Source organism: Micromonospora sp. CPCC 205558 (genome assembly GCF_036902955.1).
Taxonomy (GTDB): Bacteria; Actinomycetota; Actinomycetes; order Mycobacteriales; family Micromonosporaceae; genus Micromonospora.
On the sequence record NZ_JBAKHR010000013.1, the window covers coordinates 64,773 to 77,377 of the forward strand.

11 protein-coding genes are annotated in these 12,605 nt (G+C 70.6%); 5 read left to right on the forward strand and 6 right to left on the reverse strand.

All coding sequences use genetic code 11. The features are described from left to right. Nucleotides 1–43: 43 nt before the first annotated feature. Nucleotides 44–835 carry a maleylpyruvate isomerase family mycothiol-dependent enzyme gene (locus V6U86_RS17345; RefSeq protein WP_334504505.1) on the forward strand — a complete coding sequence of 264 codons (792 nt, stop codon included), beginning with the start codon at nt 44–46 and terminating at the stop codon, nt 833–835. 85 nt (nt 836–920) lie between these two features. Here the strand turns inward: V6U86_RS17345 and V6U86_RS17350 are convergent, their stop codons facing one another. From V6U86_RS17350 to V6U86_RS17375, 6 genes are all read right to left on the reverse strand, one after another. Beyond that, a complete protein-coding gene (locus V6U86_RS17350) occupies nt 921–2,120 on the reverse strand; it encodes an RtcB family protein (RefSeq protein ID WP_334504507.1) in 1,200 nt (399 codons plus the stop codon). A 391-nt stretch (nt 2,121–2,511) separates the two neighbouring features. Beyond that, on the reverse strand, nt 2,512–4,512 hold the full coding sequence (locus V6U86_RS17355; RefSeq protein ID WP_334504510.1) for a translation factor GTPase family protein: 2,001 nt from the start codon (nt 4,510–4,512) through the stop codon (nt 2,512–2,514). A 257-nt stretch (nt 4,513–4,769) separates the two neighbouring features. Next, the gene (locus V6U86_RS17360; RefSeq protein ID WP_334504512.1) at nt 4,770–6,080 is read right to left on the reverse strand and encodes an RICIN domain-containing protein; all 1,311 of its coding nucleotides are present in this window, start codon (nt 6,078–6,080) and stop codon (nt 4,770–4,772) included. A gap of 175 nt (nt 6,081–6,255) precedes the next feature. After that, nucleotides 6,256–6,762 (reverse strand): DinB family protein, encoded by a 507-nt coding sequence (locus V6U86_RS17365; RefSeq protein WP_334504514.1) that lies wholly within the window; start codon nt 6,760–6,762, stop codon nt 6,256–6,258. Between the two features lie 43 nt (nt 6,763–6,805). Then, nucleotides 6,806–7,648, reverse strand: coding sequence for a M15 family metallopeptidase (locus tag V6U86_RS17370; RefSeq protein ID WP_334504517.1), 843 nt, complete (start codon nt 7,646–7,648; stop codon nt 6,806–6,808). 106 nt (nt 7,649–7,754) lie between these two features. Further along, complete coding sequence (locus V6U86_RS17375; protein ID WP_334504519.1) at nt 7,755–8,411, reverse strand: TetR/AcrR family transcriptional regulator; 657 nt, start codon at nt 8,409–8,411, stop codon at nt 7,755–7,757. 79 nt (nt 8,412–8,490) lie between these two features. Here V6U86_RS17375 and V6U86_RS17380 point away from each other — a divergent pair, with 79 nt between their 5' ends. From V6U86_RS17380 to V6U86_RS17395, 4 genes are all read left to right on the forward strand, one after another. Continuing rightward, the gene (locus tag V6U86_RS17380) at nt 8,491–9,000 is read left to right on the forward strand and encodes a quercetin 2,3-dioxygenase (protein WP_334504521.1); all 510 of its coding nucleotides are present in this window, start codon (nt 8,491–8,493) and stop codon (nt 8,998–9,000) included. Continuing rightward, nucleotides 8,997–9,524, forward strand: a complete 528-nt coding sequence (locus V6U86_RS17385; RefSeq protein ID WP_334504523.1) for a DUF3558 family protein — start codon at nt 8,997–8,999, stop codon at nt 9,522–9,524. Before V6U86_RS17380 ends, V6U86_RS17385 begins: the two co-directional genes overlap by 4 nt. Nucleotides 9,525–9,674: 150 nt before the next feature. Beyond that, nucleotides 9,675–11,159 carry a hypothetical protein gene (locus V6U86_RS17390; RefSeq protein WP_334504525.1) on the forward strand — a complete coding sequence of 495 codons (1,485 nt, stop codon included), beginning with the start codon at nt 9,675–9,677 and terminating at the stop codon, nt 11,157–11,159. Between the two features lie 319 nt (nt 11,160–11,478). Continuing rightward, nucleotides 11,479–12,516 (forward strand): LacI family DNA-binding transcriptional regulator, encoded by a 1,038-nt coding sequence (locus V6U86_RS17395; RefSeq protein ID WP_334504528.1) that lies wholly within the window; start codon nt 11,479–11,481, stop codon nt 12,514–12,516. Nucleotides 12,517–12,605: the final 89 nt, after the last annotated feature.

The following is a 12,605-nucleotide window of genomic DNA, read 5'->3' on the forward strand; positions in this document are numbered from 1 at the left end:
GGTAGCGTCCCGACCATCGTCGAAAATCCGTTTGAGGAGATTCATGCCGACCCCTGCTGACCAGATCATCACAGCTCTGCGCGCGGGCCACGAGGAGCTCGCCGCGCTCGTCCGGGACCTCAAGGAAGACGACCTGCTCCGCCCGTCGGGGGCCAGCGAGTGGCAGGTGTCGCAGGTGCTGAGCCACCTGGGCAGCGGTGCCGAGATCAACCTGGCGACGCTGGACGCCGCCCGCACCGGCGCGCCCGGCCCGGACGGGGACTTCAACCGTGGCGTCTGGGCGCGCTGGGACGCGATGTCCCCGGCCGAGCACGCCGCCGGGTTCCTCGCCAGCAACGAGCGGCTGGTCGAGGCGTACGAGGCGCTGGACGCCGACAGCCGGGCCTCGATGCGGATCGACCTCGGTTTCCTGCCGGAGCCGGTCGACGTGGCCACCGCGGGTCGGTTCCGGCTCAGCGAGTTCGCCCTGCACCAGTGGGACGCCGAGGTGGCGTTCAACCCGTTCGCGGCGGTGACGCCGGGGGCGGTGGCGCTGCTGCTCGACCAGATCGGCGGCATGCTGGCCTGGACCAGCCGACCGCAGGAGCTGGCCGGCCGGGAGACCACCCTGCTGGTCCGGCTGCACGCGCCCGAGCGGACGTTCGGGCTGCGGCTGGGCGAGAAGGTCGAGATCGTCGACGCGCCGGAGCGTCCCGATGGCGAGGTGGTGGCCCCGGCCGAGGCGTGGCTGCGGCTGGCCACCGGACGGCTGGGCCCCCAGCACACGCCCACCGGGGTGCAGGCAACCGGCGCGGTGACCCTCGACGACCTGCGCAGGGTCTTCGTCGGCTTCTGAGACGACGCCGCGCGGGCCGGTGGCACTGAACCGGTGCCATTGAGCCGGTGCCGCGCGGGCCGGTGAACCCGGCCCGCGCGGCCTCTCAGCCCTTCACGCAGACCACCTGCTTGAGGTGCGCGACCACCTCGACCAGGTCCTCCTGCTGGGCCATCACCTCGGTGATGTCCTTGTACGCGCCGGGAATCTCGTCGACCACCCCGGCGTCCTTGCGGCACTCCACCCCGGCGGTCTGCGCGGCCAGGTCCTCGGTGCTGAACGTCCGCTTGGCCTGCGCCCGGGACATCCGACGCCCCGCCCCGTGCGACGCCGAGCAGTACGCGTCCGGGTTTCCCCGCCCCCGCACGATGTACGACCCGGTGCCCATCGACCCGGGGATGATGCCCAGGTCACCCCGGCCGGCCCGGATCGCGCCCTTGCGGGTCACCAGCACGTCCACCCCGTCGTAGCTCTCCTCGGAGACGTAGTTGTGGTGACACGAGATCGGCTCGTCGTAGCCGACCTGCGGGAAGTGCTCGCGCACCACGCCGCAGAGCAGGGCCAGCATGACCGCCCGGTTACGCCGCGCGTACTCCTGCGCCCACCACAGATCCCGCCGGTACGCGTCCATCTCCGGCGTTCCGGCGAGGAACACGGCCAGATCCCGGTCCGGAAGGTCGACGTTGTGCGGCAGCCCTCGGGCCACACTGATGTGCCGCTCGGCCAGCTCCTTGCCGATGTTGCGGGAGCCGGAGTGCAGCATCAGCCAGACCCGCCCCTCGTCGGCGCCGCCCTGCTCCAGGCACACCTCGATGAAGTGGTTGCCGCCGCCGAGGGTGCCGATCTGCCGCTGCGCCCGCGTCTCCAGCTGCGCCACCCGCCGGTCCAGGCCGGCGAACCGACGCCAGAAGTCATCCCAGCCGGCCTGCTCCAGGCCCCGGATCCGCCGCGTGTCGACCGAGTCGGTGCGCTGGGCGAAGCCGACCGGGATGGTGGCCTCGATCGCGGAGCGCAGCGCGGCCAGGTCGTCCGGCAGGTCGGCGGCGGTCAGCGAGGTGCGTACCGCCGACATTCCGCAGCCGATGTCGACGCCGACCGCGGCCGGCGAGACGGCCTGCCGCATCGCGATCACCGACCCGACCGTGGCGCCCTTGCCGAAGTGCACGTCGGGCATGACGGCGACACCCTGCACCCAGGGCAGCGCGCCGATGTTGCGCAGCTGCTTGGCCGCCTGCGGTTCGATGGCGTACGGGTCGGTCCAGACCCGGACCGGTGCCCGGGTACCGGCGAGCGGGGTGAATCCCATCATGGTCTCCTTGTGTCGTGCCGTGTCACCGCCGAGCGGTGACCGGACGTGATCGCACGCCGGGCAGCCGGGTGCGCAAGCTCGTCGGATACGAAAAGGCCGCCCGAACCTCAGGGGGTGGGCGGCGGCGCCTGACGCGCTGGCGTCAGAGGTGGCGCCGCCCGTGACCGGGCCGGCCGAGACTGCGGTACCGCACGCCGGAGGGCAATGCGGCACACGCACCTGGCGTCAGCCAGGTGGCTTCGGTGCGATTGCGCTGCGACACGGCGTACTCCCCGGAATCTGTCCATTGACCTTGCGCCCCACCGTCCGGGCGCCGGCCCTTGCGCCGATGACGCTAGGCGGGCCGGGCCGGCTCCGCAATGGATATCGCGCGGCCCGGCCGCGCCGGCTACCGGCCACCGACGACCCTGCGGGCCACCGCCAGCAGGTAGTTCCTGCGGTCCAGCGGGTTGTGGTCCCAGCGTGCCCGGGTGGGTGCCGGGCCCCGCACCGGCAGGTACCTGTCGAATGCGGTTTCGAGCACGCCCTCGCCCCGGGTCAGCGACGGCAGGCGGCGCTCCAGCGCGTGCACCCGGCCCGCCGGGATCTCCCCCTCCACCAGGTACGAGGTGCCCTGCCCGGTGGTGTCGGTCGGTACCGCGTCGAGCCGGGCGAGCGCCGGCAGCAGAGTGCCGAGGACGTCGCCCGGCGCCTCCAGCCGGAACCGGTGCACCGGCTCGTGTACCCGGGTGCCGGCCCGGGTGAGCGCGGTCATCAGCACCAGCGGGGTGAGATTGCGGAAGTCCCCTGCGGTGCTGGACATGCTCTTGTCGAAGGTGCCATGGGAGTGGCTCTGCCGGGCCCAGTAGCCGGCGCGGGTCATCGTCACCTCGCAGTCGGGGATCTGCCAGCCGTACAGCCCTTGGCGCAGCGTCCGGTGCACGGTCTCCTCGACGGCGGCGAAGAACGCCGGTGGCATCGAGCCCAGTTCGACGCCGAGTCGGAAGCTCACGCCCATGCCGACCGGCGCCGGCGCCACCCGCAGCCCGACGGTTGCCAGGAACGGGTTGGGCGCCACGGCGATCACCTCGACCGCCTCGCCCACGCCGCAGACCCGCTCCACGTGCACCGTGCTGGTTTCCCGGAAGGTCACCGCCACCCCGAAGTCCTCGGCCAGGGTGGCCTGGATGACCTCCTTCTGCACCTCGCCGTAGAGCGAGACGCTGACCTCGTGCTGCCGGTCGTCCTGCCGGAGGTTGATCAGCGGATCCTGTTCGGCGAGCTGGCTCAGGGCGGCGTGCATCGTGACCCGGTCCGCGGCACGGGCCGGGACCACGACGGTCTCCAGGGTGGGCGGCGCGAACTGGCGATCCGCGCCGGCACGCTCCGGGGGTACGCCGACCGGGTCACCGATCCGCGCCCGGGTGAGGCCCCACAGTCGCGCGATGTGACCCGCGCCGACCGATGACGCCGCGACGTCGGTCCCGTCGGCGACGACGCGTACCGCGGTGACCACCGAGGCGCCGGTCGCACCGACCCGGATCCGGTCCCGAACCCGGATGGTGCCGACGAAGAGCCGGACCAGCGCGATCTTCTCTCCTGCAGGGCCGCGCTCGATGGCGAACACGGTGCCGGAGACCGGAGCCTCGGCGTCGCCCTGGGCCGTGGGCAGCAGTTCGGTGATCCCGGCGATCAGCGCGTCCACTCCGACGCCGGTGATGGCCGAGCCGGCGAACACCGGCTGGACCTGCGCCCGCCGGGTCCGCTCGGCCAGCGCCCGGCGCAGCCGTGGGTACGGCAGCGCCGCGGGGTCCGCCACCCAGTCGGCGAGCAGCGCGTCGTCCTGAGCGGCGAGCAGGTCGAGCAGCCGGTCGGTGAAGCCGACGTCGGCGGGACCGTACGGCGCGCAGTGGGCGTCCCGGGTGCCGGTCCGCGCGACCGACCCCATGGCCACCACGGACGCGGTCAGCTTCTCCGCGACGGCCCGCACCACCCGTTCGGGGTCCGCCCCCGCCCGGTCGACCTTGTTCACGAAGATCAACGTGGGGATGCGCAGCCGGCGCAGCGTACGCATCAGCACCCGGGTCTGCGGCTGGACGCCCTCGACCGCGGAGATCACCAGCACCGCACCGTCGAGGACGCCGAGCACCCGCTCGACCTCGGCGATGAAGTCCGGGTGACCGGGCGTGTCGATCAGGTTGACGGTCACGTCGTCCAGCACGAAGGAGACGACGGCCGAGCGGATGGTGATCCCCCGTTGCCGCTCCAGTGCCAGGGAGTCGGTGCGGGTGCTGCCGGCGTCGACGCTGCCGAGCCGGTCGGTCACGCCGACGGCGTACAGCAGTCGTTCGGTCAGGCTGGTCTTACCGGCGTCGACGTGCGCCAGGATGCCGAGATTGAGGGTCTTCACGAAGCGTCGTGTCCTTCAGGTAGGTGACAGGTCCCTTCTGGCCGGACATCGACGCAGCTCGCATTACTACTCCCTCAATCTGGTGGTGGTTTCGGGTAGCTCATCAGCCCTCGTCTGAGCGAGCAACCGATTAACCAGGGCATCGGAGGTCGGGCTGGTCTCCGGCGGACTGGCCGCCATGGTGGAGACCTGCTCGCGCCGTCAGCACCGCGCCGGGGCGGGTCGCGGATCACCCCGGCGCGGACGCGGCAGTGGAGCTATGACTGCGGCACCAGCCGGAAGGACTGCGCCGCGGTGCCGTTGCAGGTGTACTGGATGAGCTGGACGCTGTCCGCCGTGGCGGCTCCCGGCACGTCGAGACACTTGCCACTGTTGCGGTTGACCAGGCGGTAGTAGCCACCGCCCTCGGGCTCGGCCCGCCACTGCTGGTTGTTGCCGCCGCTGTAGGACCAGAGCTGGATGCGCGCCGAGTCGGCGGTCGACCGGTCGGTCACGTCGAGCACCTGGGCGCTGTTGTTGCGGTTGTTGATCCGCAGGTACCCGCCGCTGGTCGGCACGAACTGGTACTGCTGCGCGGCGCTGCTGTTGCACGCGTACTGCTGGATGGCCGTGCCGTTCGCGCTCGCCGCGGCCCGCGCGTCCACGCACTTGCCGTTGCCCCGGTTGACCACTGTGTGCCAGGCGGTCGGCGAGATCGTGCCGTCGGACGGTGGGGGCGTGGTCGGGGGGACGGTGCCCACACCGGCGAGCCAGTGCAGTCCGTCGATCAGCAGCTTGTTCTGCTGAGCGCTGTCGAAGGTGGAGGACAGCCCGGTGTTGGTGCTGTAGTTCATCGCGTTGTGGCCGAAGTTGACGTAGAGCATCTTGTACTGCCGGTTGCTCCAGACCAGCGGGTAGTACCCGCCGTACCAGGACTGGTTGGGGTCGGTGCCGACCGGGAAGCTGGATGGATCGACCGAGGCGAGGATGTCGATGTTGGGGTTCTGCCGCAGGTCGTTGCTCCAGGAGTACCACTCACTGATCGACGACGGGAAGGTCGCCGGGAGGTTGCGGGTGGCGGCGTGGGTGCGGTTGTCGGCGCGCATCGTGACCCGGGTGGGCCCCCAGGTGTTCGTCTGGAACGAGCCGGTGCCGAGGAAGGTGTTGTAGTACCAGCTCCAGCTCGACGGGTTGTCGGTCCACGCGCTGACGTGGAAGCCGAGCCACGCCCCGCCGTTCTGCATGTACTGCTGGAAAGCGGCCCGCTGCCCGCTGGGCGGCGCGTCGTCCAGGAACATGATGACCTTGTACTGGGCCAGGTTGGCGGTGTTCAACAGACCCCAGTTGTTGGTGGCCTCCCAGGAGAAGCCGTACTGGGCGGCGGCCTGCGGGAACCAGGCCCGGGCGTCCTTGACGAAGTCGATGTGCGCGGCGTCCCAGGTGCCGTTGTAGAAGGCCAGCACCTTGAACGTCGGCGCGGCCTGGGCGCTGCGCGAGGCGCTGACCGCGACACCGGCGGTCACCGCGACGATCAGAGCGACGAACAACGACAGGATTCGTCTGGTACGGGAGGAGAGTTCTGCGATCACCTGATCGTCCCTTCGGTCGGGACGCGCGCCGCCGCGTCGAGATACATCTGTTCACAAGGTTTACAGATAGATGAGAGGTTATTCCTCCGGTTGGGCGTCGTCAATCGCGGGGCGGCCGATCGGGTCGACGGGGTGCCGAACCCCCTACTCGACCTGACCGCGCCCCTTTTGCGGGCTAGACGCCGACGGTCCCGTCGATGCCCTCGCGCAGAAAGTCGGCGTGGCCGTTGTGCCGGGCGTACTCGTGGATCAGGTGCAACATCACCAGCCGCAGTGACACGGTCTCGCCGGAGCGGACGTTGACGCCGGTCACGTCGAGCGACGCGGCCGCCCGCTCGATCCGGCGGGCATGCTCGACCTCGCGCTGCCAGGCGTCGAACGCTTCGGCGCGAGTGGTCGAGCTGGCGTCGTACGCCTGCTGGAAGTCGCCGGTCTCCGACCACACCAACCCAACGTCCTCGCCATCGATGACCCGGCGGAACCAGGCGCGTTCCACCTCCGCCATGTGGCGCACCAGGCCGAGCAGGGAGAGCGTGGAGGGCGGCATGGACTGCCGGCGCAGCTCCTCATCGGAGAGACCCTCGCACTTGAGGGCCAGCGTGGCGCGGTGGAAGTCCAGGAACGCGCGTACTGTCTCCCGCTCGTCGCCGGTAACCGGGGGGCCGATCCGTTCGGTGGTCATTGAAATGATCATGCCGGACGGCGGCTGCGGGGTCGGGCCGGGGTCAGCCGACCGAGGATCGGGCGACCGGGGCGGCGAAGAACGTGTCCGGGTACGGCTCGTCGCGCAGGCTGTAGTGCCACCACTCGCGGTCGTAGTTGACGAACCCGGCGTCGGTCATCAGCCGCTGCAACAACCGACGGTTGTCGCGTGCCGTCCCGGTGATCCGGGGGTCTGCGGTGTGCGCCCGGGGGTCGAAACAGTCGAAGCCCGTCCCCATGTCGATGCTGTTGTCCGCGAAACGCTGCCCGCGCGGCGCGGTGCAGGCGACCAGCGGTTGCCCGACCCGGTACGGAGGTTGGCTGGCGGCAGGCTCGTCGACCAGGGTCAGGTCCAGGGTGCTGCCGCGACTGTGCGCGGTGGGCGCCCCGATGTAACCGTCGGCGAAGAGCCGGTTCTTCGCCAGGTCCGGGTAGAACTCGGCCTTCGTCTGCTGCTCATCGGGGCGCTTCGACCAGGCGACGAAGTCGTCCACCGCCGGTTGCGGGCGGTAGCAGTCGTACACCTTGAGGCTGTGCCCACCGGCCAGCGCGGCATCCTGTACGCGGCGCAACGCCTCGGCCGCCTGCCGGGTAAGCAGGCACAGCGGCTCACGGTAGCCGGCGATCGGCCGGCCGACGAAGTTGTGCGGCGTGGCGTAGCGGATGTCGGCGTGGATGCGCGGGTCGAAGTCGGTCAGCACCACGAACCCCGGCAGCGGGGCCGCCACGGAGGTCGACGGAGTCGGCGCGGGGGTGGGGCTCGCCGACGTCGGCTGCGGCGCGGCGGACGTGGGGCGGGGTTCCGGCCGTGAGCATCCGCCGAGCAGCGCGACGAGCGCGAGCACGACAGCGAGGCGGTAGCGCACGAGTCCTGTCTATCAGCCCCGGCCAGGCCCCGCGCCGGATCAGCCGTCGGGCAGTTCGGCAATGCTCGCCGGAGGAACAGCACCTCACCGACAGGACCCAACCGGGTCAGCGGACCAGCAGCGCGTCCTGCATACGTTCGGACAGCCAGTCGCTGAACGAGTCCTCGGTCCAGCCGCAACGCAGCACCAACGCGTCATAGTGGGCCGGGTCGTTGAAGATCCACAGCGTGTCGACCGCCCGCTCGACGTCGGAGCCTTGGCGCAGCGGGCCGAGCGAACGACCTCGTTCGACCACCATCCGGGCGCCCGCGCGACGGTTGCGCAGCAGCGTCTCCCAGACGTCGGCGACCTCCGACGCCTCGTCTGCCGCCCGCCGCACGGTCTCGAAGATCCGCGCCGCGCGCCTGCCGATCAGGGTGCACACACCGGCGTACGCGTGCAGGACGCCGGCCTGCGTGTCGGCCTCGAAGACCGGCCGGAACCAGGGCCGTTGCGCGACAGGTACCGGTTCGTCGTCGCCGGCGAGCGCCTCGTCGAGGACCTGTCGCAGCAGCGCCGGCTTCGACCCGAACGCGGCGAACACGGTCGGACGCGCGACGCCTGCGGCGGCCGCCACATCAGCCAACGAGGTGCCGGCGTAACCACGTTCGACGAACAACTCCGCAGCCGCGCCGACCACCGCCCGCCGGGTGCGCCGCGCACTCTCCTCACGCACCGCGGAGCGGTAGCGCCGAGTCGGCTTTCCGTCCTTGACATCGTCCATGACTTCGCCATACTAGCAACATATTCGCTATACGCTGGCTAGTGAATAGACATCATCTATCAGTTGGAGAGGCGACGACATGTCCGTCCGCCCGTATCTGCGCCGCGCCGGCGAGGGAGAAGCCCACTGGTTCGTCGGCAGCCTGATGACCGTCAAGGCGACCGGCGAGCAGACCCGCAGCCGTCTCACCGTCGTCGAATTCATCAATCCACCCGGCTTCGCCGCGCCTCTGCACCGGCACCAGCACGAGGACGAACTTTTCTACCTACTGGCCGGCACCGCCGAGTTCCGCTGCGACGGTGACGCCTTCACCGCCGGGCCTGGCGATTTCGTCCTACTGCCCGTCGGGCTGCCACACACCTTCCTCGTCGGACCCGACGAGCCGCTGCGTGCCCTGCAGATCACCACCCCGTCCGGGTTCGAGCAGTTCGCCGCCGAGGCCGGCACCCCCGCACACGATCGGCGTCTGCCCGACCCGGCACCGATCGACCCCGCCGCACTCGGCCATGCCGCCGCCCGGCACGGCATCGAGCTGCTGGGACCGCCCCCAGCACGGAATGAATCGACAGCACAGGAGGCCAGCACATGACGAACGGAGAGAATCGATGGCGAGGTCGGTGGTGGGCGTGCGCCGCCGCCGCAGTCGTGCTCAGCGGCGTGGCGGCCTGCGGGTCCACCCAGGCGGAGCAGTCGGCGGCGGGCGGTGATCCACCTTCCTCGGCCGGCGCGACGGAGGCCGAAGCGAAGCCGGTCGACGCCTGCGCGCTGTTATCCCTCAACGAGGTCAGGCAGGTGATCGGAGCCATCGGCGACAGCGGCCCTCAGGCCGGCGGCTCCGGCGACGGGGGCAGCTCCTGCGCCTGGGAGAACCCGGATACCTACCACTCGATCACCATCGAGATCGGCAGCGCTGGCACCGCCGTCGGCGGCAACCTGCCGGCCGAATCCGCGTACGGACCTACCGAGCCCGGCTCCGATGGCATCCGCTTCGCCTCGGGCGGCGTCGCCGAGTTCGCCCTGCGGGACCGCGCCTGCCAGATCCAGGTCGTCACCAAGGTCACCGACCGGTCCACCGCGGCACGACTGATCGGCCTGGTGCGCGACCGCGCCTGAGATGCGACGCAGACCGTCCGACGAACAGTGTCCGGGCCAAAACCGGCCACGGAGACAACGGCTGCAGCCGATCAGAAAGGTGTACTCATGCGACGACTGCTGGTTCAGGCGGCGGGAGGCCGTTCTGGTGCGGGACGCGGTGGCCCGGTCATGGATCCCACGACGCGGCGCACCCGTCGGGTCATCGCTGCCGCGACCGTGCTGCCCGTCCTGCTCGGTCTGACAGCATGCGTGGGCGCAAAGCCGTCCACGCCCGGCGATGACGGCGACGATCTGCGCTACGGCGCCGCGCCGGTCGTACACCCGGACGTGACCCTCGACCGGGACGTCGTCATCGTCTCCGGTGGCAGCGGCGTGGTGCGTTCGGTCACCGACGGGGGCCTGACCTGGCGGCTCGACCCCGACGCCGGCAACGCCGACCTGCTGGCCCCGGGCAAGGTCATGTTCGTCACCGGGCGCGGGGTCGGGCGGGTCATCGACGCCCGACGTGACGGCCAGGACCTCGCGGTCACCATCGGCCCCGTGGACATCACCGACGTGATCCAGGACGGCGAATTCACCTCCGAACAGCCCGTCTCCCTGGCCGATGCAACCGCCTACCAGTTCGACGACACATTCTGGGGCCACCCGAGCACCGAGACACCCCGATCCGAACCAACCACGACCACGACCGTGGGCCGGGCCCCGGCCGTGACCGTCAACGCGGCGACGCTGGCCGACACCCGGTCGGCCACCGCCGCCGCGCCGCTCAGCATGGCCGCGGCTCAGCCGAACGAGCTGAAAGTTCAGGGCCTCTGCTGCGCCGACGGTGTTGGCGCCCGCTTCTCCTACCGTGACAGTGGGCTCGACCTCTCCGGCACCATCGCGTTCGTGATGAAGAGGCCCTCGGCGAAGTTCCACCTGGAGATCGACGGGTCCACGATCACCGTGGCCGAGTTGCAGATCAACGGCACCGCCGGCGTCCGGATCCAGGTCGACGCCACCACCACAACCGGCCAGAACGTCCATCCCGTTGCCTTCGTCCCGGTCAACTTCAGCGTTCCCCTCGAATCCATACTGGGCATCCCGCTATCCGCGACCGTTCGGCAGTCGATCGGCATCCGCACCGGCTTCAGCGCCGGGCACACGACAATCAAGGCCGACGGTGAGTACTCGCTCGGCGGCACCATGGGCTTCGGCTACGCCAACGGCAAGTTCGGTCCACGCTGGCCCGGCGGTCTGCAGGTCAAGCGCAGCCTCGTCGACTCCGTCGACGGCATCTCGGTGGGGGCGAACGCCCTGCTCGTCGACTACGACGTGAAGTTCTTCATCGGCCTCGGCGCGGTCGTGTTCAGCGCCGGACTGTACGCCGGGCTCACCACCACTGTGGGGATCACCCGAGGATCGAGCATCGGCTTCGGTGGTCTGCAGGGCCTCGCCAACCGTGAGGGCTGCAACCGCGCCGACCTCACCATAAACGCGAGGTACGGCATCGGCTACACCATCCCGGCCCTGGTCGCCAAAGTGATCAACTTCTTCCTGAAGATCTTCAACGCCACACCCATCGCCGCCGAGGGCGGCATCCCCGACCCGCCGCCAGTCATCAACCTGGTCAACCAGCACTGGGTCACGAACCGGCCGGTGTGTCAGCACTGAGATCGCGATCAACCGCGTCGTCCCTCGTACACCAGGTGTCGTACCGGGCGGTCGCAGGGACCGTGGTCGAGCACGAGAGAGCCCCCTCCCGGCGGCGGAAAGCCCGGCCGCCACGGCTCTGCCGCAGGCGGGTGCGACGGAAGGTGCCCGAAAGATGTCCGAAAGGTTTCCGCAACTTCATCGCGCGCCGGCATCGGCCTGGCATGTCGTCAACCCCGTCTGTGAGGCAAGATAACGCGTGGAACGGGCACGCAATTTCGGGACACACGGTGGGCGACGTCTGGGCAGTCGTTCCTCCGGCTCGGTGAAGGAGACGCGGGTGGGCGCGGACGACGGACGCAGGGTGACCATTACCGCGATCGCACGGGAGGCCGGGGTGTCGGTGCCGACCGTGTCACGGGTGCTCAACGGTCGCTCCGATGTGGCCCCGGACACCCGCGAGCGGGTCGAAGAGTTGTTGCGCCACCACGGCTACCGGCGTCGCACCAGCCGCAGCGTTCGCCGCGCCGGCCTCGTCGACCTGGTCTTCAACGACCTGGACAGCCCTTGGGCCGTGGAAATCATCCGCGGCGTGGAGGATGTCGGGCACAGCGCGGGTGTCGGCACGGTGGTCTCCGCGATCCACCGGCAGCCCACCGCTGCCCGGCAGTGGTTGCAGAACCTGCGCACCCGGGCCACCGACGGCGTCATCTTCGTGACCTCGCACCTGAGCCCGCCGCTGCACGCCCAGCTGCGTCGCCTCAACGTGCCGGTGGTGGTCGTCGACCCGGCCGGGGTGCCGGCCATGGAGGTGCCGACGATCGGCGCGACCAACTGGGCCGGCGGGCTCGCCGCAACCGAACACCTGCTCGCCATCGGGCACCGGCGCATCGGTTTCGTGGCCGGGCCGACGCACCTGCTGTGCAGCCGGGCCCGACTCGACGGGTACCGGGCCGGGCTGGAGGCCGCCGGAGTGCCAGTGGACGACGCGCTGATCTACCCGGGCGACTTCTACCACGCCTCCGGGTTCGCCGGCGGGACCGCGCTGCTCGACCTCGCCGACCCACCGACCGGCATCTTCGCCGCCAGCGACCAGATGGCCTTCGGCGTCTACGAGGCCATCCGCCGCCGCGGGCTCCGCGTCCCGGACGACGTGAGCGTGGTGGGTTTCGACGACCTGCCGGAAGCCCGCTGGGCCTCCCCGCCGCTGACCACCGTTCGCCAACCGTTGGTCGAGATGGGACGGTTGGCGGCCCGGACCGTGCTCCGCCTGGCCCAGGGCGAGGGCATCGACTCGCCCCGGGTGGAACTCGCCACCGAGTTGGTCGTACGCGACAGCACCGCCGCCCCGCCGACCGGGTCGCCCGCCTCGGCGTGACGGCCGGAACTGCGTCGGAAACCGGTTGGACCAGTTTCGGTCCGTTCCCGGAAATTTCGGCCAGGCCGGGGCCGACCGAGCGTCATCCA

Bases quoted from the DNA above. Each gene is read 5' to 3' on its own strand.
- V6U86_RS17345 (WP_334504505.1), top strand. From the start codon at position 44: ATGCCGACCCCTGCTGACCAGATCATCACAGCTCTGCGCGCGGGCCAC.
- V6U86_RS17350 (WP_334504507.1), bottom strand. From the start codon at position 2,120: ATGGGATTCACCCCGCTCGCCGGTACCCGGGCACCGGTCCGGGTCTGG.
- V6U86_RS17365 (WP_334504514.1), bottom strand. From the start codon at position 6,762: ATGACCACCGAACGGATCGGCCCCCCGGTTACCGGCGACGAGCGGGAG.
- V6U86_RS17375 (WP_334504519.1), bottom strand. From the start codon at position 8,411: ATGGACGATGTCAAGGACGGAAAGCCGACTCGGCGCTACCGCTCCGCG.
- V6U86_RS17380 (WP_334504521.1), top strand. From the start codon at position 8,491: ATGTCCGTCCGCCCGTATCTGCGCCGCGCCGGCGAGGGAGAAGCCCAC.
- V6U86_RS17385 (WP_334504523.1), top strand. From the start codon at position 8,997: ATGACGAACGGAGAGAATCGATGGCGAGGTCGGTGGTGGGCGTGCGCC.
- V6U86_RS17390 (WP_334504525.1), top strand. From the start codon at position 9,675: ATGGATCCCACGACGCGGCGCACCCGTCGGGTCATCGCTGCCGCGACC.